This window comes from Bradyrhizobium sp. 6(2017), from assembly GCF_011058295.2.
Lineage (GTDB): Bacteria > Pseudomonadota > Alphaproteobacteria > Rhizobiales > Xanthobacteraceae > Bradyrhizobium > Bradyrhizobium septentrionale.
This window is the reverse complement of sequence record NZ_CP049289.2, coordinates 4,948,533-4,971,153: the sequence shown is the minus strand read 5'-3', so window position 1 is coordinate 4,971,153 and position 22,621 is coordinate 4,948,533. Positions and strand designations below refer to the sequence as shown.

At 63.8% G+C, this 22,621-nt stretch carries 24 protein-coding genes; 12 read left to right on the top strand and 12 right to left on the bottom strand.

All coding sequences use genetic code 11. The annotated features are described in order from the left end of the window. Positions 1-134: 134 nt before the first annotated feature. Positions 135-1,079 (bottom strand): tetratricopeptide repeat protein, encoded by a 945-nt coding sequence (locus G6P99_RS23130; protein ID WP_029082668.1) that lies wholly within the window; start codon positions 1,077-1,079, stop codon positions 135-137. A gap of 100 nt (positions 1,080-1,179) precedes the next feature. Here G6P99_RS23130 and G6P99_RS23125 point away from each other — a divergent pair, with 100 nt between their 5' ends. Continuing rightward, a complete protein-coding gene (locus G6P99_RS23125; RefSeq protein ID WP_029082669.1) occupies positions 1,180-1,452 on the top strand; it encodes a GNAT family N-acetyltransferase in 273 nt (90 codons plus the stop codon). Between the two features lie 11 nt (positions 1,453-1,463). Here the strand turns inward: G6P99_RS23125 and G6P99_RS23120 are convergent, their stop codons facing one another. Further along, positions 1,464-2,255: a fumarylacetoacetate hydrolase family protein gene (locus G6P99_RS23120; protein WP_029082670.1), complete on the bottom strand. Its 792-nt coding sequence runs from the start codon at positions 2,253-2,255 to the stop codon at positions 1,464-1,466. A gap of 102 nt (positions 2,256-2,357) precedes the next feature. Beyond that, positions 2,358-2,765, bottom strand: coding sequence for a DUF3597 domain-containing protein (locus G6P99_RS23115; protein WP_029082671.1), 408 nt, complete (start codon positions 2,763-2,765; stop codon positions 2,358-2,360). Positions 2,766-3,054: 289 nt separating this feature from the next. Between G6P99_RS23115 and G6P99_RS23110 the strand changes: the two genes are divergently transcribed. Both G6P99_RS23110 and G6P99_RS23105 read left to right on the top strand, forming a co-directional pair. Then, positions 3,055-3,960, top strand: coding sequence for a DUF2189 domain-containing protein (locus G6P99_RS23110; protein WP_029082672.1), 906 nt, complete (start codon positions 3,055-3,057; stop codon positions 3,958-3,960). Between the two features lie 229 nt (positions 3,961-4,189). Then, on the top strand, positions 4,190-5,005 hold the full coding sequence (locus tag G6P99_RS23105; RefSeq protein WP_029082673.1) for a lytic murein transglycosylase: 816 nt from the start codon (positions 4,190-4,192) through the stop codon (positions 5,003-5,005). Between the two features lie 164 nt (positions 5,006-5,169). On the opposite strand, the gene G6P99_RS23100 is transcribed toward G6P99_RS23105, so the two are convergent. Next, complete coding sequence (locus G6P99_RS23100; RefSeq protein ID WP_029082674.1) at positions 5,170-5,454, bottom strand: hypothetical protein; 285 nt, start codon at positions 5,452-5,454, stop codon at positions 5,170-5,172. A 732-nt stretch (positions 5,455-6,186) separates the two neighbouring features. On the opposite strand from G6P99_RS23100, the gene G6P99_RS23095 reads away from it, so the two are divergent. The 4 genes from G6P99_RS23095 to G6P99_RS23080 all read left to right on the top strand — a co-directional run bounded on the left by G6P99_RS23095 (position 6,187) and on the right by G6P99_RS23080 (position 9,451). Beyond that, entirely contained in the window at positions 6,187-6,339 is a 153-nt protein-coding gene (locus G6P99_RS23095; protein WP_016846063.1) for a DUF1127 domain-containing protein, read from the top strand. 110 nt (positions 6,340-6,449) lie between these two features. Further along, a complete protein-coding gene (trmFO, locus tag G6P99_RS23090) occupies positions 6,450-7,883 on the top strand; it encodes a methylenetetrahydrofolate--tRNA-(uracil(54)-C(5))-methyltransferase (FADH(2)-oxidizing) TrmFO (RefSeq protein WP_029082675.1) in 1,434 nt (477 codons plus the stop codon). 5 nt (positions 7,884-7,888) lie between these two features. After that, positions 7,889-8,992, top strand: coding sequence for a serine/threonine protein kinase (locus tag G6P99_RS23085; protein ID WP_165123519.1), 1,104 nt, complete (start codon positions 7,889-7,891; stop codon positions 8,990-8,992). A gap of 240 nt (positions 8,993-9,232) precedes the next feature. After that, positions 9,233-9,451, top strand: a complete 219-nt coding sequence (locus tag G6P99_RS23080; RefSeq protein WP_245284771.1) for a DUF1488 family protein — start codon at positions 9,233-9,235, stop codon at positions 9,449-9,451. A 44-nt stretch (positions 9,452-9,495) separates the two neighbouring features. Here G6P99_RS23080 and G6P99_RS23075 read toward each other — a convergent pair whose 3' ends face one another. From G6P99_RS23075 to yajC, 5 genes are read right to left on the bottom strand one after another with little or no spacing between them, the layout of a single operon-like run. Further along, complete coding sequence (locus G6P99_RS23075) at positions 9,496-10,359, bottom strand: phytoene/squalene synthase family protein (RefSeq protein ID WP_029082678.1); 864 nt, start codon at positions 10,357-10,359, stop codon at positions 9,496-9,498. Next, positions 10,356-10,739 (bottom strand): Mth938-like domain-containing protein, encoded by a 384-nt coding sequence (locus tag G6P99_RS23070; protein WP_029082679.1) that lies wholly within the window; start codon positions 10,737-10,739, stop codon positions 10,356-10,358. The genes G6P99_RS23075 and G6P99_RS23070 overlap by 4 nt, the downstream gene beginning before the upstream one ends. 6 nt (positions 10,740-10,745) lie before the next feature. After that, entirely contained in the window at positions 10,746-11,774 is a 1,029-nt protein-coding gene (secF, locus tag G6P99_RS23065; RefSeq protein ID WP_029082680.1) for a protein translocase subunit SecF, read from the bottom strand. A gap of 10 nt (positions 11,775-11,784) precedes the next feature. Beyond that, on the bottom strand, positions 11,785-13,380 hold the full coding sequence (gene secD / locus G6P99_RS23060; RefSeq protein ID WP_029082681.1) for a protein translocase subunit SecD: 1,596 nt from the start codon (positions 13,378-13,380) through the stop codon (positions 11,785-11,787). Positions 13,381-13,420: 40 nt separating this feature from the next. Next, positions 13,421-13,777, bottom strand: coding sequence for a preprotein translocase subunit YajC (gene yajC, locus G6P99_RS23055; protein WP_029082682.1), 357 nt, complete (start codon positions 13,775-13,777; stop codon positions 13,421-13,423). A 190-nt stretch (positions 13,778-13,967) separates the two neighbouring features. Between yajC and G6P99_RS23050 the strand changes: the two genes are divergently transcribed. From G6P99_RS23050 to G6P99_RS23040, 3 genes are all read left to right on the top strand, one after another. Beyond that, positions 13,968-14,939: an ATP-binding protein gene (locus G6P99_RS23050; protein ID WP_029082683.1), complete on the top strand. Its 972-nt coding sequence runs from the start codon at positions 13,968-13,970 to the stop codon at positions 14,937-14,939. 66 nt (positions 14,940-15,005) lie between these two features. After that, a complete protein-coding gene (locus tag G6P99_RS23045) occupies positions 15,006-15,485 on the top strand; it encodes a hypothetical protein (protein WP_165123517.1) in 480 nt (159 codons plus the stop codon). Between the two features lie 356 nt (positions 15,486-15,841). Then, complete coding sequence (locus tag G6P99_RS23040; RefSeq protein WP_165123515.1) at positions 15,842-17,467, top strand: porin; 1,626 nt, start codon at positions 15,842-15,844, stop codon at positions 17,465-17,467. A 242-nt stretch (positions 17,468-17,709) separates the two neighbouring features. Here G6P99_RS23040 and G6P99_RS23035 read toward each other — a convergent pair whose 3' ends face one another. After that, positions 17,710-19,089: a LysM peptidoglycan-binding domain-containing M23 family metallopeptidase gene (locus tag G6P99_RS23035; RefSeq protein ID WP_029082684.1), complete on the bottom strand. Its 1,380-nt coding sequence runs from the start codon at positions 19,087-19,089 to the stop codon at positions 17,710-17,712. Positions 19,090-19,199: 110 nt separating this feature from the next. Continuing rightward, entirely contained in the window at positions 19,200-19,850 is a 651-nt protein-coding gene (locus G6P99_RS23030; RefSeq protein ID WP_029082685.1) for a protein-L-isoaspartate(D-aspartate) O-methyltransferase, read from the bottom strand. Positions 19,851-20,209: 359 nt separating this feature from the next. Here G6P99_RS23030 and G6P99_RS23025 point away from each other — a divergent pair, with 359 nt between their 5' ends. After that, a complete protein-coding gene (locus tag G6P99_RS23025; RefSeq protein ID WP_029082686.1) occupies positions 20,210-20,587 on the top strand; it encodes a response regulator in 378 nt (125 codons plus the stop codon). An 84-nt stretch (positions 20,588-20,671) separates the two neighbouring features. Here G6P99_RS23025 and surE read toward each other — a convergent pair whose 3' ends face one another. Next, positions 20,672-21,439, bottom strand: coding sequence for a 5'/3'-nucleotidase SurE (gene surE, locus G6P99_RS23020; protein ID WP_029082687.1), 768 nt, complete (start codon positions 21,437-21,439; stop codon positions 20,672-20,674). 773 nt (positions 21,440-22,212) lie between these two features. Between surE and G6P99_RS23015 the strand changes: the two genes are divergently transcribed. Continuing rightward, a complete protein-coding gene (locus tag G6P99_RS23015) occupies positions 22,213-22,524 on the top strand; it encodes a hypothetical protein (protein ID WP_029082688.1) in 312 nt (103 codons plus the stop codon). The last annotated feature ends 97 nt before the right edge of the window (positions 22,525-22,621 follow it).

The window sequence follows — 22,621 nt, the reverse complement described above, 5'->3', positions numbered from 1 at the left end:
CTCCATATCAGTCGACCATCCGGCCGCTTCAGGGGCGTATGTCTGATATCAAACCTAATCGAACCGTATCGGCCCGCAAGGCCCTGGCGGGCTGTGTGCGACGCCGCAGAAGCGCCGGCCGACCGCGTCGAACCTCACCGCGCCGCGCCGAGGCGCTCCAGCGCCTCCTGGGCGGTCTTGAGATCCGGGCGCAGTTCGAGCGCCTTGCGGAAATCGGCCGCGGCCCCCTTCTTGTCGCCAAGCTGCATCTTGCCCAGCCCGCGGTTGCTCCAGGAATAGGCGTCATTCGGATCGTATTGCAGCGCCTTGTCGTAATCGGCGATTCCGCCCTTGATGTCGTCCTGATAGAGGCGGATCAGGCCGCGGTTGCGCCAGCCGCGCGCGTCCGTCGGCGCGATCCGCGCGGCCTCGCCATAGTCGGCCGCGGCGCGGTCGAGCTGATTGATGTCGCGATAGACGTTGCCACGGTTGATATAGGCGAGCACGTTGGGCTCGAGCTTGATCTCGGCGGTGTAGTCGGCGATCGCATGCGCCGCATCGCGCTTGCGGAAATAGGCAAAGCCCCGATTGCCATAGGCGGTCGCGAGCTGCGGATTGTATTTGATGGTGAGGCTGAAATCGGCCAGCGCACGGTCGAGATCGCCCTTGGTAGCCCAGGCGTCGCCGCGATTATTGTAGGCCAGCGCGAAGGTCGGATCGATACGGATCGCCTCGTCGTAGTCGGCCAGCGCATGATCGAGATCGCGCTTGAAGGCGTAGACGCGGCCGCGATTGGAATAGGCGCAGGCGTAGGCAGGATCGAGCTTGATCGCCTCGTTGAGGTCGGCGAGCGCGGCGTCGAGCTCGCGCTTCTCGGTCAGGCCGTGGCCGCGGTTGCAATAGGCCCCGGCCAGCCGCTTGCCGGTCTCGGTCTTGCCGTCGATTACGGCGTTGCAGGCCGTCACACGGTCGCTAGGTGCCGTCGTCAGGCCGACGCAGGCCTGCCAGTTCGGATCGTCGCCGGCGGCGGCTTGCGGAGGATTTGGCAGTGTCAGGGCGGCGCCGAGCAATGCCGCGGTCAGGCAGGCCAAAATGCGCATATCGTCAATCCACAAATGCCAATTTGCGGGTTGGTCGCGGCTTTGCACCGGTGGGTTCACGCGCTTAGATCAGGGCCTGTGAATCAACCGGGATTTTGCGATGGCTGCCGTCCGCGACAACAAGGCCGAGAGGCGCTTCGAACTCGACACCGAGGGTGGTCTCGCCTTTGCGAACTACCGGCAGACGCCCTCGGCCGTGATCATCACCCACACCGAGACGCCCCGCGCCCTGCGCGGCCGCGGCATCGCATCGGAGCTGGTCAAGGGAGCGCTGGAGCTGATCCGCGCCGACGGCCACAAGGTGATCGCCGGCTGCAGCTTCGTGGTGGACTATCTCAGCAAGCATCCGGAATATGCGGATCTCGCGGGCTAGCGCCTTGTCCGTCAGACGATCTTGATCGACATGTCCGGCAAGCCCTCGAGCTTGCAAAGCAGCACGTCGCCCTTGACGACCGGGCCGACATTCTCCGGCGTGCCGGAATAGATGATGTCGCCGGCCTTCAGCTCGAACGCCTCGGACAGCTTTGCGATCTGCTCGGCTACGCTCCAGATCATGTTCTTCAGATCGGAGCTCTGCCGCACCGTACCGTTGATCGCGAGCGAGATCGCGCCTTGCGTGAAGTGGCCGGTCTTATCAGCCGGATGGATCGGCCCGAGCACCGCCGCGTGGTCAAAGCTCTTGCCGATCTCCCACGGCTTCTTCTCCGCGGCCATGCCGTTCTGCAGATCGCGCCGCGTCATGTCGAGCCCGAGCGCGTAGCCATAGACGTGATCGAGCGCCCTGTCGGCTTGGATGTTAGTGCCGCCGGATTTCAGCGCCGCGACCAGCTCGACCTCGTGGTGGTAGTTCTTGGTCAGCGAGGGATAGGGATGATCGGCGACGGTACCAACGGCGACATTCTGGATCGCGTCGGTCGGCTTCTGGAAGAAGAACGGCGGCTCGCGGGTCGGGTCGGAGCCGCGCTCGATCGCGTGCGCCGCATAGTTGCGGCCGATGCAGTAGATGCGGCGGACCTGGAACACCTCGGCCTCGCCGACGATCGGGATCGTCACCGCCGGGACCGGAAATATCGCCTTCGGTCCGGCCTGCGCATGGGCCGGCGCGGATTGCGCGGCGGCGCCTGCCAGTGCGAAGGCGCCGGTCGCAAGCATGGTCCGGCGGTCGAGATCAGTCATGAGCGTTCTCCTTGTTGTTGGCCGATCTATAGATGTTCGCCGCCGCATAAAAAAGGGCCCGCGCTGGCGCTGGCCCTGGCCGTGCGCGGGATGATGATCCCGTCAGTGCTTGATGTCCGGAGGCAGCTTGCCGCCATTGGCGGCGAGCTTGCCCATCACCTGCTTGTGCAGCCAGATGTTCATGCTGGCGGAATCGCTGGTGTCGCCGGAATAGCCGAGCTCCTTGGCGAGCTCCTTGCGGGCCGACAGGCTGGAATCGATGTCGAGCGCCTTCATCAGGTCGACGATCGAGGTCCGCCACTCGAGCTTCTCGCCCTTCGCGGCGACCGCCTTGTCGAGGATCGGGGCGACGTCAACGGACTGGGCGGGCGCCGCACCGGCGGGCACTGCGGCGGGAGACGGCGACGTGCTGCCGGATCCACCGGCGGGAGCTGTGGTGGTGCCGCCGGCGGGCGCAGCACTCGCGCTGCTGCCGAAGATCGCGCCCATGATTTTTCCGAAAATGCTCATCGTTCGCTCCCAAGAGAGTTGAGATGTGAAGGCCAGACGGCGCTGGGACGCCTGACCGAGGTCGCCGACAAAGTGTATCGCCCCCACCATAGCCTGCCAATGCGACATTTCACTTAAGCGTGAGTGCTTTTGGCGCGGTTTGGGAGTAGCCTCAATGCACAGTTCGCGACACGGCCAGTTCCCTGCTTTGTCTTTCGCGTCTGGCTTGATCGTGATCGTTTCGAGAGCCGGTACGTTTGTGCTCGCGCGCCGGGCGCAAAATGCGACCGTCCAGAGGGAGACAACGACCATGGCCAGTCAATACCAAGGCAATGTCACATCGATGACGCAGAGCGGCGCCGCATCTGCGCCTGTCATCCGCACCATCGGCCTGTCCGATTTGCATCATGCGCTGCGTCTCGGCTGGGAAGACTTCAAGGCGGTGCCAAGCCACGCCATCATCCTTTGTCTGATCTATCCGGTGCTCGGCCTCGTGCTGGCGCGCGCCGTGCACGGTTATTCCGTGTTGCCCCTGCTGTTTCCGCTGGCCGCGGGCTTTGCCCTGCTCGGCCCGTTTGCCGCGATCGGTCTTTACGAGATGAGCCGCCGCCGCGAGGATGGCGGGGAAGCATCCGCATGGGATGCCCTGGAGGTATTCCGGTCGCCGTCATTCGGCGCGATGCTCGGGGTCGGAACGCTGCTGTTCGCGCTGTTCGTGACCTGGATCGCGACCGCCCAGGCGATCTACACGGCGGTGTTCGGCTATGAGACCGCCGCCAACATTCCCGATTTTGCCGCGCGCGTGCTGACCACCCCGCAAGGCTGGTGGCTGATCGTGGTCGGCTGCAGTGTCGGCTTCCTGTTCGCGCTCGTGGCGCTGTGCATCAGCGTGGTCGCCTTCCCCATGATGCTGGACCGCCAGGCAACCGCCGGCGAAGCGATGGTGACGTCGATGCGCGCCGTGGCACAGAACCCGGTGCCGATGGCCGCCTGGGGCCTGATCGTCGCGGTGCTGCTGCTGCTCGGCTCGATCCCGTTCTTCCTCGGGCTTGCCGTCGTGATCCCGCTGCTTGGTCACGCCACCTGGCATCTCTATCGCGAGGTCATCGTCAAGGATCCGAATGCGCGGCCGGTGATTCCCGAGCCCCGCGAGCGCAAGCCGGCCGCGGACTTCCCCGCCAACCTGTTCCCGTGGCGGCGCAGCGATCGCGGGTAAGTGCTGGCCGAACGTGAACTCGTGAACGTCAAAGCAACCGTCGGCCGATGCTTGGCCGGCGGTTTTGTTGTCCTGACCGTCAAATGGGGTGAGATTGGCGTGGCAATTGCAGTGCCATCTGAGATAGATCGATCGATCAAGAGCCTTGTTTTGGCCGCTGTTGCCGCGAACATACCGCCGGATTCCGCGACCAATCGATAACATCGCAGACTCCGGAGTGAATTGCCTGATGACCTCTCACCTTTCCCTTCGCACGCTCGCCATCGGGGCGTGGCTCGTGACCTCGACGGCGTCCGCGCTCGCCGCCCCGTGTGGCACGGGCACGTTCGAGTCCTGGCTCGACGATTTCAAGAAGGAGGCTGCGGCGAAGGGCATTTCGCAGAACGCGATCCAGGCCGGGCTGAATGGCGTCACGCAGGACAAGGCGATCCTGGCGCGCGACCATTCGCAGCAGGTGTTCAGCCAGACGTTCGAGCAGTTCTCCGGCCGCATGGTGCCGCCGCGCCTCAACCGCGGCTCCGACATGATGAAGCGCTACGGCTCGGTGTTGTCGCGAATCGAGGAGGCCTATGGCGTGCCGGGTGAAATCCTGGTCGCGATCTGGGGGCTGGAGACCGATTTCGGCGTCAACACCGGCAAGTTTGCGACCATGCGTTCGCTGGCGACGCTCGCCTATGATTGCCGCCGCTCCGACATGTTCAAGGCCGAGCTGATGGATGCGTTGCGCATCGTCGAGCGCGGCGACCTTGCGCCGCAGGAGATGCGCGGCGCCTGGGCCGGCGAGCTCGGCCAGACCCAATTCATGCCGTCGTCCTACATCAAGTTCGCGGTCGACTTCGACGGCAACGGCAAGCGCGATCTCCTGCGCAACGTGCCCGACGTGCTGGCGTCGACGGCGAACTTCCTGAAGAGCCATGGCTGGAAGCAGGGCAAGGGCTGGGAGCCCGGCAGCGAGAATTTTGCGGTGATCCAGCAGTGGAACAAGAGCGAGATTTACGCTCGGACGATCGGCTACTTCGCGACCCAACTCGCCAAGGCGCCATAGCGCTTTGGAGTTCGTACCGGCTTGCGTAGCGGCGAGCCAGGAACGACAGCCAAGACGAGAAGCCCGAACTTCGGCGCTGGTTCGATCAGCGCTGATGCTGCACGGATGAATCAAAAAGGGCCGATCGCCCCAGGCAATCGGCCCTTATCGCCATGATCAAAAGCTTACTTCGCCATGCTGGCTTCTGCAGCCTTGCTGAGGTGCGCGCCGCAAGCGCCCCACTTGTTGTTCAGCATCGCGTCCTGGGCGAGCGAGACTTCCTTCTCCGCCGCGAATTTGACCTCGTTGTCGGCCATAGCTTCGACAGCGGCTTCGGTCTTGCCGAGGTTGTCACCGCTGCAGCCGAGGCCCGCATGATGATGATGTGCGGCCTGAGCGGGAGCGACGGCGTAAGCAACGGCAGCTACGGTGGCTGCTGCGATCAATGTCTTGATCATGAGATGTTCCATCTTTTGTTCTTGAACAGAAACCAGCGTGATTGCGGAATCTGCAGAACGATTTATCGCTGTTCCCAGCAGCGTTCAGAATGAACTTCGTGCGATCCAAATGTGATGAGCGTTGCGCGCGGATCGCGCATGCGTTGCATAGTGTTTTGATTACATGTCCGTAAGGAAGCGCCGCCGCATTAGCTTTGCCGCAGCTGTTCACTTCAACCGAAGTGCGCTTCCGATAATCAGCAAATCGATCTGCGCGACATGCCGATCGAAAGCCAAATATGAGGTAGACACAGGATCGAACTACCTCTCGGGTCAATGCGACCGATTGACGCTGCAATCATTCAGCACCATCGAGATGATACAATGAACTAATGATCATTCTTATGTCACGATTCTGCATGCGAATCACGCATGGAACACATCGAAGTGATCCGTCTCTAATGGGTGCGCCAGAAGTTGATTGAACGGTCCTTAATTACCACGTAAGCAAAGTCTTTAGACACGCTGAAATTCTATTAACCTACTGATCTCAGGAATATTTCTCCGGGAGATGCAGATTCCTTGGAACGTCCGTCCGGAGAGCGGCCCGCGATACCCGGAACGGTTAATCGAAGCTTACCTCCGCCATGCGTTTTGAGCCTAGCTGCATCGCACCATTGGAGCTACCGCGCTGCACCATATCATCTATATTCACTTCAACGGTGAGGCGTTGAAAAGCTGAATCGGAACTACTAGGAGACTACCATGTTGCTCTCGCTCATCCGCATGATCCAGGCTTTCCGGGATTATCAGCGCAATGTCAGCGAACTGTCCCAGCTCAGCGATCGCGAACTGGCCGATATCGGCCTCGACCGCTCGGACATTCCGCGCGTTGCCGCCGGTACCTACAACGGCTAATCGGCCGCAAGCCATCTGATGAACGGATAACGCCCGCTCCTGCAGCGGGCGTTATCGTTTTTGGCGCGGTTTCAGATGCATATGGAATCAAAACGCGCTAACGCTGCGCGATGACACCGCATCAATCCTCTTCCCAACCCGTGCACATCGTGGGCGCGGGGCTCGCCGGCTCGGAAGCCGCCTGGCAGGTCGCCAATGCCGGCATCCGCGCCGTCCTGCATGAAATGCGCCCGCACCGGATGACCGAGGCGCACCGGACCGAAGGCTGCGCCGAACTGGTCTGTTCGAACTCCTTCCGCTCCGACGATGCCGCCAACAACGCAGTCGGGCTGCTGCACGCCGAGATGCGGCGGCTGGGCTCGCTGATCATGCGCTCGGCCGATACCAACCAGGTGCCCGCCGGCGGCGCGCTGGCGGTCGACCGCGACGGCTTTTCCGCCGCCGTCACCAAGGCGCTGAACGAACATCCGCTGATCGAGATCAGCCGCGAGGAAGTCGCCGGCCTGCCGCCGGCCGACTGGAGCAACGTCATCGTCGCCACCGGTCCCCTCACCTCGGCGCCGCTCGCCGACGCCATCAGGCAGCTGACCGACGAGAGCGCGCTCGCGTTCTTCGATGCGATCGCGCCGATCGTGCACAGGGATTCCATCGACATGTCGGTGGCCTGGTTTCAGTCGCGCTACGACAAGGTCGGCCCCGGCGGCACCGGCGCCGACTACATCAACTGCCCGATGACCAAGGAGCAGTATGACGCCTTCGTCGCGGCGCTGCTCGATGGCGAGAAGGTCGACTTCAAGGATTGGGAGACCAACACGCCCTATTTCGACGGCTGCCTGCCGGTCGAGGTGATGGCCGAACGCGGTCACGAAACGCTGCGCCACGGGCCGATGAAACCGGTTGGATTGACCAATCCGCACAATCCGACGGTCAAGCCCTATGCGATCGTCCAGCTGCGGCAGGACAACAAGCTCGGCACGCTCTACAACATCGTCGGCTTCCAGACCAAGCTGAAGCACGGCGCGCAGCAGCGTGTGTTCCGCACCATCCCGGGCCTCGAGCAGGCGGAATTCGCCCGCCTCGGCGGCCTGCATCGCAACACCTTCCTCAATTCGCCAAAGCTGCTCGACGGGCAATTGCGGCTGCGCGCGCAGCCGCGGCTGCGCTTCGCCGGGCAGATGACGGGCTGCGAGGGCTATGTCGAGTCGGCCAGCGTCGGCCTGATTGCCGGGCTCTGCGCCGCCGCCGACACGCGCGGCGCCGCGCTGACGCCGCCGCCGGCCACGACCGCACTCGGCGCGTTGCTCGGCCACATCACCGGCGGCCATATCGAAACCATCGAATCCGGCCCGCGCTCGTTCCAGCCGATGAACATCAATTTCGGTCTGTTCCCGCCGCTGGCCAGTCCTCCGACCAAGAAACCGGACGGCTCGCGACTGCGCGGCAACGAGAAGACGGTCGCCAAGAAGCAAGCGATCAGCGCGCGGGCGCTCGTCGACCTCGACCATTGGATCGCAGAGCACCTGCGTATTGCAGCGGCGGCCTGACCATCATGAGCTTGCCGAAAGACGACGACGCGACCCTGTCGGCGCGATGGCGCCAGGGTGTCCTGCTCAAGCGCGATGTGTTCTCGACCGTCGAGCGCGGCCGCTTCCGCGCCGACGACGGCGAGGTCGACGGCGTGCTGCGCCGGCTCGACCAGGTGCCGTTCTGGTCGTTCGCTGTCGCGCTGCATCTGTTTTCGCGCGAGCGCCGCGCGCTGACGCTGGCGCGCGACCTCGATGTCGGCCCCAAATTGCTGTGGGCCGGCAAGCGCGCGCTGGTGCGCGGCTTCATCGACGGCGCGGCGCTGCATCTGGCGAAGCCGCACGGCGACGTCGCCTATTTCCGCTCGGCCAAGGCGGCGTTGCGCAAGCTGCATCGCGCCGGCATCTGCCACAACGACCTCGCCAAGGAGCAGAACTGGCTGGTCGGCCGCGACGGCCGCGCCTACCTCACCGACTTCCAGCTCGCCGCCTGCTTCAAGAGCCGAAGCCGGCTGTTCCGCATCGCGGCCTATGAGGATCTGCGGCATCTCTTGAAGCACAAGCGCAGCTACGCGCCGGAGGCGTTGACGCCGAAGGAGCGCAAGGTGCTCGCCAAGAAGTCGGCGGTCGCCAGCATCTGGCTCAGGACCGGCAAGAAGGTCTATCAGGCTGTGACCCGCGGCATCTTCAATTTCACCGACCGCGAGGGCGGCGGCCGGCGGCTGGTCAACGACGCCCCGGTGCTGGTCGATCTGATCCGCAGGAATCCGGATGTGCGCGACACCGCGATCGTTGCCTTTGCCGACCGGCGCGTCGGCGTCGGACTCTATGCGTTCGTCGAGGCCGACCAGTCCGCGCTGGAGAGGACGCTGCGCAGCGAGCTTGCTGCAGCCAAGGGCGTCAAGCCGCCCGAGCACATCCAGATCGTGCATGCGCTGCCGCGCGATGCGGCCGGCAAGCCGCGCACCGAAATCCTGCAGCTCGTCGCCATGAACCAGATCGACCTGATCGAGCCGATGATGCGCAGCGACGCCGATCGCGAGTTCCTCAAGGACATCCTCGAGCAACGCAAGAATCTGCGCGATCGCTTCAATTTTGAAGTGGCCGAGATGGATCGGCCGGCGCGTTAAAGCATGATCCGGAAAAGTGCGAAGCGGTTTTCCGAAAAGATCATGCTCAAACAACAAGCTAAAGCGCGACGACGATCCAACCCGATCTCATCGCGCTTTAGCGCGCGCACTCTCGACAAACGCAGCGCGAAACGCCAATCTTGCGAAGGCTAGCGCGCTCAAGGGACAAGCTTAATGCCACTCACCCGTGGCCGTATCGGGGGATACAATTCCGAACGCCTGGCGTTCGGATTCACCATGATGCACGGCGATCAGGAAATTGAATGCCAGATCAGCGATGCCGCAATGGACGAGCTGGCGGGCACGCGCGGAACACCGAGCCTGGCCCGGCAGGCGCAATTCGTTGCGCTGCGCGACGCCATCGAGATGATCGCATCCGACATCTTTGACAGCGGTCCGGTGGTCAAGGGCGCGACGATCCGGATATTCACCAAGCACATCTCGAAAGAGCGGAGTTGAGCATCATCTCCACGCAAACGTTTCGCGCTTTTCGGGATGATGCCTTAGCGACCGAATTCCTCGGTGCGCGCAGCCCGCCACAACGTCCAGAGCGTGCGCAGGCGTGAGACCGGTTGCGGCAGGAACGGATCGTTGTCAGCCCTCCTCGCCCGGTTCAGTTCGCGCCTGACATAAGCGAGCGGCAGAAAGATCGGCCGCACGCCGGATGGCACATCCGCGAGCAGCCCGAATGCGGTCCTGAGATGGCCCTGTGCCTCGTCCGCGAGCTGATCGATCGCCGCACGGATGTTCGGCGTCGGCTTGCCGGCAAACACCTCCTCCTTGCTGCTGCCGTGCTGCTGAAGCAGCGGTAGCGGCAGAAACAGCTGTTGCCGCGCGGCGTCGCGGCCCAGACCCGCGATGACCTGCGCCATGCCCTGGGCAAGGCCGGCATGACGGGCCAGGTGATCGATCGCCTCCGATGGCCGCGCCACGATGCGCGTGGCCTCCGAGAACAGCCCAGACGCCGTGGCGTCAAGATAGCCCTCGAGCGCGGCCAGCGACGGCATCGGGTCGTTGTAGAGATCGAACTGGTGCTCCTCGACCAGCTGCGACAACGGCGAGACCGGCAGGCGGTGAGTGCGGATCGCCTGCAGCAGTTCGGCTGCGACAGGATTGCCTTCGACACCGCCATGCCCTGCCCCGGCCAGCATGTCGGTCCACCATTGCAGCCGCATCTCGCCGGGCAGCGGCTGGCTGACCTGCTCGTGCACGCGCGAGACCTCGATGTTGAAGGCGTAGAGCGCAAGCAACGCCCGGCGTTCCGGTCCCGGCATGAACAGGGTCGACGCGTAGCGCACGAAGTCATGGGTGCGCACCAGATCGGCGCAGAAGGCCGCGCCGTCCTTTGGCGCCTCCGCGGCGCTCATGGCACCGCGATCAGCGCCGCCGCGACGCGGCGCCGCTCGCCCAGCATGATGTTGTAGGTGCGGATCGCGGGGCCGGTCTGCATCGGGTCGAGCACCACCCGCACCGCGCGCAGGGCCTCGCGCAGGCCCTTTGGCGGCACCCAGACCTCGGTGCCGGTGCCGACGATCAGCGTGTCGATCGCATTGGCTGATGCGAACACCTTCTGCAGCGAATATTCGTCGATCTCCTGCGGCCTGGTCACCGGCCAGGCCCAGATCGCGTCAGGCAGGCACAGCAGCGAGCCGCGGTGCGACATATCGGCGAACGCGAAGCCGCCCTTGCCGTAAGCCTCGATCGGCGCCGACCTCGGAAGATGGGGAGCGTCCGAGGAGTTGCTCATGACCGGCTACTTCTTGGCTGCCGCCGCGTCCGGCTTCTTGGCCGGCGCATCCTGCGCCTCGCCCCGCGTGGTGTGAACGCCGAGATAGATCAGGATCGGCGCCGCGATGAAGATCGAGGTGTAGGTGCCGACCAGCACGACGCCGAACATCATCACGGCGGTGAAGCTGTGAATCGCCTGGCCGCCGAACAGCAGCAGCGCGAGCAGCGCCAGGGTCACGGTGACGTGGGTGATGATCGAGCGCGACAGCGTCGAGTTGATCGATTCGTTGAGAAGCTGCGGCATCGGCATCTTCTTGTAACGCCGCAGCATCTCGCGGATACGATCGTAGATGACGACGGTATCGTTGAGCGAATAACCGAGAATTGTCAGCAGCGCCGCGATACTGGTGAGATCGAAATCGACCTGAGTGATCGACATGAAACCGATCGTCAGCACGATATCGTGGACGTTGGCGATCATGGCGCCGAGCGCGAACTGCCACTCGAACCGGAACCAGAGATAGATCAGGATGCCGACGATCGCGAGCATCAGGCCGAGCATGCCGAACGCCAGCAATTCGCCCGAGACCCGCGGTCCTACCACTTCGACTCGCCGGTATTCGACGGATTCGCCGAGCGCGCCCCGCACCTTCGTCACCGCATCCTGTTGCGCCTTATCGCCGCCGGGCTGCTCGGCGACGCGGATCAGGACTTCGGCCGGACCTCCGAACTGCTGCAACTGCACCTCGCCGAGACCAAGACCGTTCAAGGTCGTGCGCATCCCGGCGATGTCGGCGGTGCCGGACTTGGCCCGCACTTCCAGCAGTGTGCCGCCCTTGAAGTCGATGCCGAAGTTCAGGCCGTGGGTGAAGAACAGCGTGATCGCGACGATCGAGAGCAGCGCCGAGATCGGGAAGCTGATGCGACGGAAGCGCGTGAAATCGAAATGCGTATCGTCGGGCACGATACGCAGCGACGGCAGCAGGCCGAGCACCGCGACCACGGTCAGCACGGCGATCAGGATGCCAAGGCCAATGAGAACGATATGAGTCACAACAGGCCTCTCAGATCGGCACGGTTTGCGGCCGCTTCCACCGCACCCACCCGGCGACGATCAGGCGCGTCAGGGTAAAGGCGGTGAACACCGTGGTGATGATGCCGATACCGAGCGTCACGGCAAAGCCGCGCACCGGTCCGGTGCCGATGTAGAACAGCACGGCGGCAGCGATGAAGGTGGTGATATTTGAGTCGAGGATGGTCGCCAGCGCCCGCTTGAAGCCGGCGTCGATTGCCGAAATCGCGTTGCGGCCGCCGCGCAATTCCTCGCGGATACGCTCATAGATCAGCACGTTGGAGTCGACCGCGATGCCGACGGTCAGCACGATGCCGGCGATGCCGGGCAAGGTCAGCGTGGCGTTGAGCAGCGACAGCAGCCCGAAGATCATGGCGACGTTGATGGCCACGGCAATGTTGGCGAACACCCCGAACAGCCGATAGGTCAGCAGCATGAACACGATGACCAGGATCGAGCCGACATAGGCCGCGAGCTCGCCCTTTTCGATCGAGTCCTGCCCGAGGCCGGGACCGACGGTGCGCTCCTCGACCACGGTCAGCGGCGCCGGCAGCGCGCCGGCGCGCATCAGGATCGCCAGATCGTTGGCCGACTGCACGGTGAAGCTACCGGAGATCTGGCCCTGTCCGCCGGTGATCGGCTCGCGAATCACGGGCGCCGAGATCACCTTGCCATCGAGCACGATCGCAAACGGCTGGCCGACGTTCTCGGCGGTCGCCTGAGCGAATTTGCGGGCGCCCGACGTATTGAATTTGAAGCTGACGATCGCCTCGCCCGTACGCTGGTCAAAGCCGGGTTGGGCATCGGACAGCTCGCTTCCGGAAACCAGCACCTGCTTTTTCACAATGTACGGAACGGGCGGCGGCGATGCGCTCATGAGCCGCTCTGAATCCGGCGGCACCACGCCCTGATCGGCCGACACCGTGGTGTCGACCATGCGGAATTCCATCTTCGCGGTCTTGCCGAGCAGCTCCTTCAGATGGGTCGGATCCTGCAGGCCCGGCACCTGCACCAGGATACGATCGGTGCCCTGACGCTGGATCAGGGGTTCGACGGTCCCGAGCTCGTTGACGCGACGTTCAACGATCTGAATCGACTGTTCGATGGTCTTGCGCATCCGCTCGATCATCGCTGGCTGCGACAGGGTCAGGCGGATCAGGCCGCCCCCCGCATCGGTCACGTCGACATCGCGCTGGCCACTGGAGCCGAGCAGGCCGCCGATCGGCTGCGCGACTTCCCGAAGTTTGGCCAACGCCGCCGGAACATCGGATTCCTTCGAGATCCGGACTTCGACAGCGTCGTTGCGGACCTGCACGCCCCCGCTGAAGAGGATCTTGGCGTCACGCAGCGCCTTCCGGACATCGTCACGAACCTGTTCGAGCTTCTCCTTCTTCACGTAGTTGGAGTCGACCTCGAGCAAGAGATACGAGCCGCCCTGCAGGTCGAGGCCAAGCACGAGGCGCCGCTGCGCCCAGGCCGGCCAGGTCTTGACCTGCGCCTCGGGAAAGAAATTGGGCACGGCGCACAGGCAGACCACCAGCGCTGTCAGGATGATCGCCAGCGCTCGCCACCGCGTGAAATACAACATCGAATTGACCTGTCAGATTCGGCAAAAGGCTCCGCGGCAATCAGCTCGCGGACGCCTCGTCCTTGGCGTCGCCCTTCGCCGGCTCACCCTTGGTCCGCACGCCCGAGATCATCTGGCGCATCTGCCGCACGCGAACGCCGTCCGAAATCTCGAACTCGATCTGGTCGTCGTCGACCACCTTGGTCACCTTGCCGACGAGGCCGCCCGTGGTCACCACGGTGTCGCCGCGGCGGATGTTCTTCACGAGGTCCGCATGATCGCGCACCTTCTTCTGCTGCGGGCGCAGAATCAGGAAGTACATGATGACGAAGATCAGCGCGAATGGCAGCAGCGACATCAACATGCTGTTGGTATCAGTGCCAGCTCCAGCCTGAGCAAACGCAGGAGTAATCAGCATTCGGACGATCCTCGGATAAGACGGGAAAGAACCGGCAGCGCCCTCGGTTTCGGGGCGGTATGGCGGTCCGGACAAATTCGCGCGGACTATAGCGGCCGCGGTCCCAATTGCAACGTTAACGGACCTTCATTTAGGGCGCTTGCGGGACCGCCGCCAGCCCGATAAGGCTGCGCCGTCAGGAACTGGACAAATGCCGAAAAAAGCCAAGAAAACCACCAGTAAAACAGCCCCCAAAACCGCCGGCAAACGCGCTGCGAAAGCCGCGACAAAACGCCCGGAAACGCCGCTCGACGGCGCGACCGCCGAGCGGATCGCGAACGCCCTGGAGAACATTGCGAGCCGACTTTCGGCTGCCTCCCCCGCCGCCGATCCGGCCGAGTCGTTCGGCGTCGCCGACGCCTTTGTCTGGCACCCGGATGGGCGCCTGGCCCCGGTGCCACGCGTCAGCCGCGTCGAGATCGGCCTGCTCAAGGGCGTCGACCGGATGCGCGATATCCTGATGGAGAACACCGAGCGCTTCGCCAACGGACTGCCCGCCAACAATGCGCTGCTGTGGGGCGCCCGCGGCATGGGCAAGTCGTCCCTGGTGAAGGCCACCCATGCCAGCATTAATGTCGACCGCAAGCCGGCCGATCGGCTCAAGCTGATCGAGATTCACCGCGAGGACATCGAAAGCCTGCCCGGCCTGATGGAGCTGTTGCGCAACTCCTCCTTCCGCTTCATCGTGTTCTGCGACGACCTCTCTTTCGACGGCAACGACGCCTCCTACAAATCGCTGAAGGCGGTGCTCGAAGGCGGTATCGAGGGGCGCCCCGACAACGTCATCCTCTATGCGACCTCGAACCGGCGGCATCTCTTGGCGCGCGAGATGATCGAGAACGAACGCTCGACCGCGATCAATCCGGGCGAAGCGGTCGAGGAGAAGGTGTCGCTGTCTGACCGTTTCGGCCTCTGGCTCGGCTTCCATCGCTGCAGCCAGGACGAGTACCTCGCGATGGTGAAGGGTTATTGCGACCATTACGGCATCAAGATCGCCGAGGACGAACTCGAGCGCGAGGCGCTTGAATGGTCGACCACTCGCGGATCGCGCTCCGGCCGCGTCGCCTGGCAATACACCCAGGAACTGGCGGGGCGGCTCGGCGTGCGGCTCGCAGGGGCGTAGCCCGAATCGCGATTTGGGCCGGCCACCGGCCTTCTGAATTCGGCGCGGCATGGGTACACTCGCTCCATGCCGGCCGATCCAAGCACGACCAAGAGACGATGTGGCGACTGTACGGCTTGCTGCGACGGCTGGCTGAAGATCCGGATTCGCGACCACGACGTCTATCCGGGTCATCCCTGTCCGTTCAGCCGTGCGGGCCAATGCGCGATCTACGAGGAGCGTCCGGTCGACCCGTGCCGGAATTTCGTCTGCGGTTGGCTTGCTCCGACGAGCCCGCTGCCCGAGTGGATGCGTCCGGATAAATCCGATCTGATCTTTCTTCCGGCGAGCTTCGTCTGGCGCACCATTCCGGTCGACGTCGCGGTTGCCGTCGGCGCTCGTCCGAAAGCAAAGGCGCGCGCGTGGCTCGAAGCCTTCAGCCGCGACACTCGCCGTCCCCTGTTGCTGCAGTCCGACGGGGACTGGCACGCGAATGGACCGCCGCAATTCCTGACCGACATGGTCGAGCGTCTCGCAGCCGGGCGCGGCCCTTGGCCGTCGGTCTAGGCCTCTCGCGAGGCTTGAATTCGTCCCAGACAGCGCAGTTTCTGGAATCCATTATCCCAGAACGGGTCGACAATTTTGCATCGCAACCATAATTTGTCAGTACACCTGTCTCAATCGGAGGATCATATTTTATCGTTCTAAATCTGACACTTGATAGTCTCATGAATTCTATTCCAAAATCCCCCTGCGACAAATTGATGCAGTGCATTAGTATTATTGTACCTCCTATATCACAGCAGGTGATTATCTCCCCGGCATTGCTGGCATCCGTGTATCTGGTGTTTGGTATACATTAACATTCCCTCACTTTGTGTCGCCCAGCACCCCGCTGAGGCGATTGGCAAAGGGGGGATCAAATGAAGAAGGTATTTCTCGCCGGAACCGCATTCACGGCGATCTGCCTCGTGCTCGCGCAACAGCCGGTACAGGCAGCGACACTGGACGACGTGATGGCGCGCCTGGATGCACTCGAACGAAACAATGCGAAGCTCGCCAAGGAGAATGCGCAGCTAAGGGACCGCGTAAATCACATCGCGAGCCGTCCCGCCGAGCCCGCTTCGACAGGCTCGCCGCCAAAGGGCAACCCGGTGCAGCACGCCTGGGTCGCGCCCTCCCCGAAGCAGCCGCCCGAGCGGCCCATCGTCAGCATCGGTGGCGCGCCACTCTACAGCAAGGCACCGGGCAGCAACGCCTTCGTCGACAACACGACCGTCACGCTCTACGGCCACGTGGATCTGTCGGGTGACGTCTTCAATCCCGGTGTGTTCGACCAGGGCACCAAGACCGGCGTGGCGAGCAACCTCACCTTTTTCGGCATCAACGCGCGTCACGATCTCGAACCCTATGGCTACGCCGGGTGGGCCGCCGTCGCCCAGTTTGAATCCCTCGTCGAGGTCGCCGCGGTTCCGACCGAGCGTGCCGCGTTCGGGACGCGCGACAGCTTCATCGGGATGGCAACGCCGTGGGGCACGATCAAGGCGGGCAAATCGGATACGCCCTACAAGAAATCGACATCAAAGTTCGATCCGTTCTCGGCGACGCTCGGCGACTACAACTCGATCATGGGCAATACCGGCGGCGACCTGCGTGCGAAGTTCGACTGGCGCGCGGCCCACGCGATCTGGTACGAATCGCCGTTCTGGAACGGCTTCCAGGCCACGCTGATGATCTCGCCAGGGCAGAACACCGCAAAGGACAACAGCGATTTCGCGCTCGGCGATTTCAACTGCCCCGGCACCTCCGCACGCGGCAGCGGCAGCGGCTTCCCGCTGACCTCGGCGCCGGAAGGCTGCACCGACGGCTCCTATGGCAACCTCTACAGCGCGTCGCTGACCTACAATCAGGGACCGTTCACGGCGATCGCCGCCTACGAGATGCATGAGGGCACCAACCGCACCGGCGACGAGGCCGTCACGCCGTTGAGCAATGGCGGCGTGCTGATCGTGCCGCCGGGAGCGGTCGGCATCGCCAACGAATGGGCCGCGAAGATCGGCGCCGGATATCGCCTCGACGACGGCATCGGCAAGCTGCAGCTCTACGGCATCTACGAAGTGATGCGGCGCGAGAACACCGTGGCCGACTTCAACGAGCGGTCGCGCGACGGCTACTTCCTCAGCGCCACCCAGACCGTCGGCGCCTGGGATGTCAGCGCGTCATGGGCCCACGCCAACGCCTCACCCGGTTCGCCCGGGACCGGCGTGCTCAACAACTACACCGTCACTCCGGCTGCGGGATCGGCTGACTTTGCGCTCAACACGCTCGACAGCAGCGCCGATCAATATGCAGCTGGTGTCAAGTACCACTTCAGCCCGGTCGTGGCCTGGTATCTTGTCGGCAGTTATCTGCGCAACGGCCCCGGCGCACACTACTGCCTCGGCGTGAGCGGTCACGGCTATGGCGTGTGCGGGCGTGACGCCAACAACAATGTTGTCGCGGGCAACAAGGCGTCGGCCGTGACCACCGGCATGACGTTCGACTTCTAGAGCGTTTTCGAGCGAAGTGGATACCGGTTCGCGTGAAGAAAACGCGTCAAAAGAAGAATCTATTGCCCCGTTCCGATTCCATCGGAACGGGGCTATAGCGCATGATCCGGAACGATCTGTAGCGATATTCCGAAAGCGGGATCGCACCTGCGCTCGACCAAAACAAAACGGGGGAGGCTTGCGCTTCCCCCGTTGTCTTTGTTGTGAGACTTGGAAGTCCCTTGGAAGTCCCGGCGCGTGACTTACGCGCCGTTGAGGAACTGGAGCGGATCGACCGGCGACGATCCCTTGCGAATTTCGAAATGGAGCTGCGGTGAGCCCGCCTCACCCGACTGGCCCGACTTGGCGATCACCTGGCCGCGCTTGATGGTATCGCCGCGCTTGACCAGGATCTCGCTGGCATGGGCGTAGGCGGTGACGTAGCCGTTGGAATGGCGGACCAGCACCAGATTGCCGTAGCCCTTCAGCTCGTTGCCCGAATAGGCGACGACGCCGTCTTCGGCGGCCTTCACCGGCGTGCCTTCGGGCACCGCGACGTTGATGCCGTCATTGACCTTGCCGTTGGTCTTCGAGCCATAGGCGGTGATGACCTTGCCGCGCACCGGCCAGCGGAAGGTCGGCAATGCGCCGGTGGCTTCGCTCGACTTGGTGGCTGCGGGCGCTTCTACGGCAGCCGCGGGCTGTTCCACAGTCGCGGTCGGCTGAACCAGCCGCGCGCTCTGCTGCGGCAGCGCGGTGGCGACGACCTTCGGGGCTGCCAGGGTCGGTGCCGGGGCGACTGCGACCGGTGCCGCAGCAACAGCTTGCGCAACGGGCGCGGGAGCCGCCATCGCAGTCTTGGCGCCGGGCACGACGAGCTTCATGCCGAGGCTGAGCCGGGCCGACTGATCGAGATTGTTGGCGCGCGCGAGATCGGCGACCGGGATGTGGTGCTGGCGCGCGATGCTGTGCAGGGTGTCGCCGCGGTTGACGTAGTGGATGCCGGCAGGCGCGGCTGCCACGGCAACAGGACGCGCGGCCGGCGCCGCCATCGCAGGCGCCGCAGCTGACGCCGTCGGGCGTGGAATGATCAGCTGCTGGCCGGGCGACAGTGCGCGCGGTCCCTTGTAGCCGTTAGCGCGCAGGATCTCGGCCGACGAGACGTTGTAGCGGCGCGCCAGCAGCTCCAGCGTATCGCTGGTGCCGACGATGATGGTGGTGCCGTTATGCCCGGCATGCGCCGCGGCGACCGAACGCGGAACGGTGCCGGTTGCTTCGATCTGCGGGCGCGCGGCCGGCGGTGTGTAGGACGAAAGCCCGCGCCCTCCGCCGGAGACGCCAGCGCCGGCGACCGGATAGGATTGCGGCGCCGCAACCGGCGGCGGCAATGGCTGTGACTGATACTGGGAATACTGCGGTTGGCTGTGCGGCCGCGCGTATTGCGGCAGCTCGCGCGGCGGCTGTGCCTGCTGCACGGTGCCGGTCGGCTGCGGATCAAACGCAAACGGATTTTGCGAGTAGGAGTTTTGCGAGAAGCGCGACGACATGTCGGCGCTGCAACCGGCAAAAGCCATGGACATCAGCGTCAGCACCGCAACCTGCGGCACGCGACGCGAGCGAAGCAACTCAACAACCCCGGACATGGTTACTCACTCGTACGCAACAAAAGACTGTTTTGAGTAAACACGTACCGAGTAAATAACCGCTTAACCCTGCGAATAAGGCGTTGGCGCCAAGCGGCAAATCGCCAAATTTACAATTCGCGCGCGATTCCCGGCAGCGCCGGCACAAAGCGGACGTCGACCAGGTCCTTGCGGTCGAAGCCGTTCTCCGTCCGCACCACGCGGACCAGGGTCTGGGTGCCCTGATGCGGTCCGACCGGGGCGATCAGGATGCCGCCCGGATCGAGCCGCTCCAGGAGTTTCTCCGGGATCTGCTCCATCGCCGCAGTGACCATGATGCGGTCGAAATCACCTGCCCCGGCCGGGATATCGAAGCCGTCCCCGAGCAGCACCTCAATGTTGTAATAGCCGAGCGTTTCGAGGCGCTTGCGGGCGCCGTCGGCCAGCGTCCGGTAACGTTCGATGGTCAGGACCTGCTTGCACAGCCGGGACAGCACGGCCGCCTGGTAGCCCGAGCCGGTGCCGATCTCGAGCACGCGGTGGTCCTTCTGCAGCTGCAGCTGCTCGGTCATGTAGGCCACGACGAAGGGCTGGCTGATGGTCTGCCCGCAGGCGATCGCCAGCGCGCTGTCGCGATAGGCCTCGCCGCGATCGCGCGGATCGACGAACAGCTCGCGCGGCACCTCCTCCATGGTGCGGAGCACCGCCTGATCGCTCACCCCTCGCCGCCGCAGGGTGAGCTGAAACATCATCTTCTCGGTCGGATCTGACTTCACGGCCATGTTCGTCAGCGTCTCTGGGCAGCAGCACGGAATCTTGCTCTGCTTGATGCCATTGAAATCCGAAATACCGCGTTAAGGAAAAATTTCCCGTTGCGTTTTGTTCCTCGTCAGGAACCAGCACTCTGATTTGGCGTTGGCACCTTCCCATATAATCGGCAACGCCGCGCGGCTAACGTGCTGGTGGCGCCGACCGGGGTATCTGGCTGTATCGCCACACCTCGCTGACTGCGGGTAATGCTTCAGCGGGGCGATGCGACGAACGGCGGTCGGCGCTGGAAAACGACCAAATCCCAAACGTTTGCGTTGCGCGCTGTAATGTTATTTGCGAGCCTATTTCAGGGACGGGCAAGGATTCCATCATGACAGCGATACGGCCGGCGGGCTGTTCAGTTTTCCTCGTGGAGGACGAGGTCATGATCCGGATGATGGTCGCCGACATGCTGGAGGAGCTCGGCCACACCGTCGCGGCCGAGGCCGGCGAAATCGGCGAGGCGGTCAGGCTTGCGCAATCCACCGAATTCGACCTCGCGATCCTCGACGTCAACGTCAATGGCAAGGTGATCACCCCGGTCGCCGAGTTGATCAACGCCCGCAACCGCCCCTTCATCTTCGCGACCGGCTACGGCTCGTCCGGCCTGCCTCCGGAGTATCGCGACCGTCCGGCGCTGCAAAAGCCCTTCCAGCTGGAAACGCTGGCCCAAGTGATCTCAAGCGCGATGAAGAGCGCGCCGGTCTAGATCTCACCGCATACGGAGCGCGTAGCCCGGATGAGCCAACGGGTCGCGCGAACGCGCGCCCGATGGCTCATCCGCGCTACTGGATTACTTCAGCGTCGCGGCCAGCGTTTCCGAAAACGCTTCATCGGTGCGGTCGAGCCGCAGCGGCGTCACCGAGACGTAGCGCGCCGCAAGCGCGGCGAGATCGGTGCCTTCGGCCGGCGTATCCATCATCGCCGCGCGCTCGAAGCCGATCCAGAAATATGGATTGCCGCGGCCATCGTGACGGCGATCGATCTTCAGAAACCCCTGATTGCGCTTGCCCTGCCGTGTGATCCTGATGCCCTTGACGTCATCGGGCATGCAGGACGGGAAGTTGACATTGACGACGGTGTTTCTCGGGACGCCTGCGGCAATGACCTTGCGGATGATGTCGGGTCCGAATTTCAGCGCGGTCTCCCACAGCGGCGCGTTGCGGGTTTCGATGGAAAATTCCTGCGACAACGCGAATGACGGAAAGCCCAGGATGGTGCCTTCCAGCGCGCCGGCGATGGTGCCGGAATAGACCACGTCCTCGGCGACGTTGCGGCCCTTGTTGACACCGCTCAGCACGAGATCGGGCAGCTTGTCACCGAGAATGTGGCGCGCGCCCATGATGACGCAATCGGTCGGCGTGCCGCGCACTGCGAAGTGACGCGGGCTGACTTCGCGCAGCCGCAGCGGATCGTTGAGCGACAGCGAATGCGAGACGCCGGACTGATCGAGCTCGGGGGCAACGATCCAGACGTCATCGGACAAGGAGCGCGCGATCTGCTCGACGATCTGCAGGCCGGGAGCGTGGATGCCGTCATCATTGGTGCAGAGAATTCGCATCCGTCAAAGTGCCCTTTGTTCCGATTCGACGCGGGTTTCTTGAGTTGCAGTTTCTTGAGTTGATTGCCGTCTTAACCGGCTAGGGCCGCGGAGGCAAACCCGCCGAAGGCCCGTGCCATTGCGCCGACGTCACGCGCCAGGGACGCACAAATCTGCCGGTCGCGGCAATCTTGCCGTCGAACGCCGGCCAGGCAGGCCCGGCTCGCGGCCGCACAAGCACGACAGCGGGCCGGCGAACGTCGGGCTTGGGAGTTTCGGAGTTGAGAGGCTCAGATTTGAGAGGAGACTCTGGCTTGGAGCCCTCGCGTTCGGCAGACGCAGGCTCGGCAAGCTCGGGCTTGGCGACTTCGGCTTTGGCAGGTTCAACCCTCGGTGCTTCGGAGCTGGGCAGCTCGGGGGCGACCGGCGCTGTCTGGCGAGGCTCCGGCTGGGGAGAGCTCGGAGACTCCGATTTCAGAAGCTCGGACCTGCCAGCTTCGGACTTGCCAGCTTCGAACTTGGCGGGCGCAGGTCTGGGAGGCTCGGGCTTGAGAAACACGGGCTTGGCAGGCAGAGCCTTCGGAGGTTCAAGCGTCCGGGCAGGCCCCGGTGGCTCGGGGGGCGCAGTTCGGCGAAGCACGAGCTTGGGAAGCTCCGGCTTGGGAGGTTCTGGCTTGGGAAGCTCTGATTTGGGAGGCTCTGATTTGGCAGGCTCTGACTTGCTCGCTTCAACCTGGCGAAGCTCAATCCGAGGCGGTTCGGGTTTGGCCGGTTCGGGTTCGGGCGGATCCGGTGTGGGTGCCTCGGCCGGTTTTGCGACCAGCGCTGCTGCAGCCGATTTTGATTTCAGCCTGGCCAGCAGCTCCTCGATCGAGGGCACCGATGACGGTTCAAGCGGAGCACGCGGCACGGCCAGCGGCGGCGTCCGGACCGGTGGCGGCAGCGGCGCAACCGCCGCTGATGGCGAAAAATCGGCCGGCGCCAGCTGGGCGAACCTGGCGCGTGCGAGCTCCAGTGCGTTGTCGAAGTCCGGCCTGTCGATCCAGGCCTTCGATTGCACCTCGGTCACGCGCGCCTCCCACAAGCGCGCGGCCTCGATGTCGTAGTAGCCCATCTGCTTCTGATTGATCAGCTGCAGACCATGGCCCGTGACGGCCCATTGTCGACCAAGCCAGTGGATGTCACGGTGGAGCGGCATCACAC

What these genes read in the sequence shown, in the direction of transcription:
- yajC (WP_029082682.1), bottom strand. Translation starts at nt 13,777, where the DNA reads ATGCTGATTACTCCTGCGTTTGCTCAGGCTGGAGCTGGCACTGATACC.
- G6P99_RS23100 (WP_029082674.1), bottom strand. Translation starts at nt 5,454, where the DNA reads ATGGAACATCTCATGATCAAGACATTGATCGCAGCAGCCACCGTAGCT.
- G6P99_RS23120 (WP_029082670.1), bottom strand. Translation starts at nt 2,255, where the DNA reads ATGACTGATCTCGACCGCCGGACCATGCTTGCGACCGGCGCCTTCGCA.
- G6P99_RS23085 (WP_165123519.1), top strand. Translation starts at nt 7,889, where the DNA reads ATGAGCTTGCCGAAAGACGACGACGCGACCCTGTCGGCGCGATGGCGC.
- G6P99_RS23070 (WP_029082679.1), bottom strand. Translation starts at nt 10,739, where the DNA reads ATGAGCAACTCCTCGGACGCTCCCCATCTTCCGAGGTCGGCGCCGATC.
- G6P99_RS23075 (WP_029082678.1), bottom strand. Translation starts at nt 10,359, where the DNA reads ATGAGCGCCGCGGAGGCGCCAAAGGACGGCGCGGCCTTCTGCGCCGAT.
- G6P99_RS23040 (WP_165123515.1), top strand. Translation starts at nt 15,842, where the DNA reads ATGAAGAAGGTATTTCTCGCCGGAACCGCATTCACGGCGATCTGCCTC.
- G6P99_RS23045 (WP_165123517.1), top strand. Translation starts at nt 15,006, where the DNA reads ATGCCGGCCGATCCAAGCACGACCAAGAGACGATGTGGCGACTGTACG.
- G6P99_RS23025 (WP_029082686.1), top strand. Translation starts at nt 20,210, where the DNA reads ATGACAGCGATACGGCCGGCGGGCTGTTCAGTTTTCCTCGTGGAGGAC.
- secD (WP_029082681.1), bottom strand. Translation starts at nt 13,380, where the DNA reads ATGTTGTATTTCACGCGGTGGCGAGCGCTGGCGATCATCCTGACAGCG.
- G6P99_RS23050 (WP_029082683.1), top strand. Translation starts at nt 13,968, where the DNA reads ATGCCGAAAAAAGCCAAGAAAACCACCAGTAAAACAGCCCCCAAAACC.
- G6P99_RS23105 (WP_029082673.1), top strand. Translation starts at nt 4,190, where the DNA reads ATGACCTCTCACCTTTCCCTTCGCACGCTCGCCATCGGGGCGTGGCTC.
- G6P99_RS23110 (WP_029082672.1), top strand. Translation starts at nt 3,055, where the DNA reads ATGGCCAGTCAATACCAAGGCAATGTCACATCGATGACGCAGAGCGGC.
- G6P99_RS23035 (WP_029082684.1), bottom strand. Translation starts at nt 19,089, where the DNA reads ATGTCCGGGGTTGTTGAGTTGCTTCGCTCGCGTCGCGTGCCGCAGGTT.
- G6P99_RS23115 (WP_029082671.1), bottom strand. Translation starts at nt 2,765, where the DNA reads ATGAGCATTTTCGGAAAAATCATGGGCGCGATCTTCGGCAGCAGCGCG.
- G6P99_RS23080 (WP_245284771.1), top strand. Translation starts at nt 9,233, where the DNA reads ATGCACGGCGATCAGGAAATTGAATGCCAGATCAGCGATGCCGCAATG.
- G6P99_RS23095 (WP_016846063.1), top strand. Translation starts at nt 6,187, where the DNA reads ATGTTGCTCTCGCTCATCCGCATGATCCAGGCTTTCCGGGATTATCAG.
- G6P99_RS23130 (WP_029082668.1), bottom strand. Translation starts at nt 1,079, where the DNA reads ATGCGCATTTTGGCCTGCCTGACCGCGGCATTGCTCGGCGCCGCCCTG.
- trmFO (WP_029082675.1), top strand. Translation starts at nt 6,450, where the DNA reads ATGACACCGCATCAATCCTCTTCCCAACCCGTGCACATCGTGGGCGCG.
- surE (WP_029082687.1), bottom strand. Translation starts at nt 21,439, where the DNA reads ATGCGAATTCTCTGCACCAATGATGACGGCATCCACGCTCCCGGCCTG.
- G6P99_RS23030 (WP_029082685.1), bottom strand. Translation starts at nt 19,850, where the DNA reads ATGGCCGTGAAGTCAGATCCGACCGAGAAGATGATGTTTCAGCTCACC.
- G6P99_RS23125 (WP_029082669.1), top strand. Translation starts at nt 1,180, where the DNA reads ATGGCTGCCGTCCGCGACAACAAGGCCGAGAGGCGCTTCGAACTCGAC.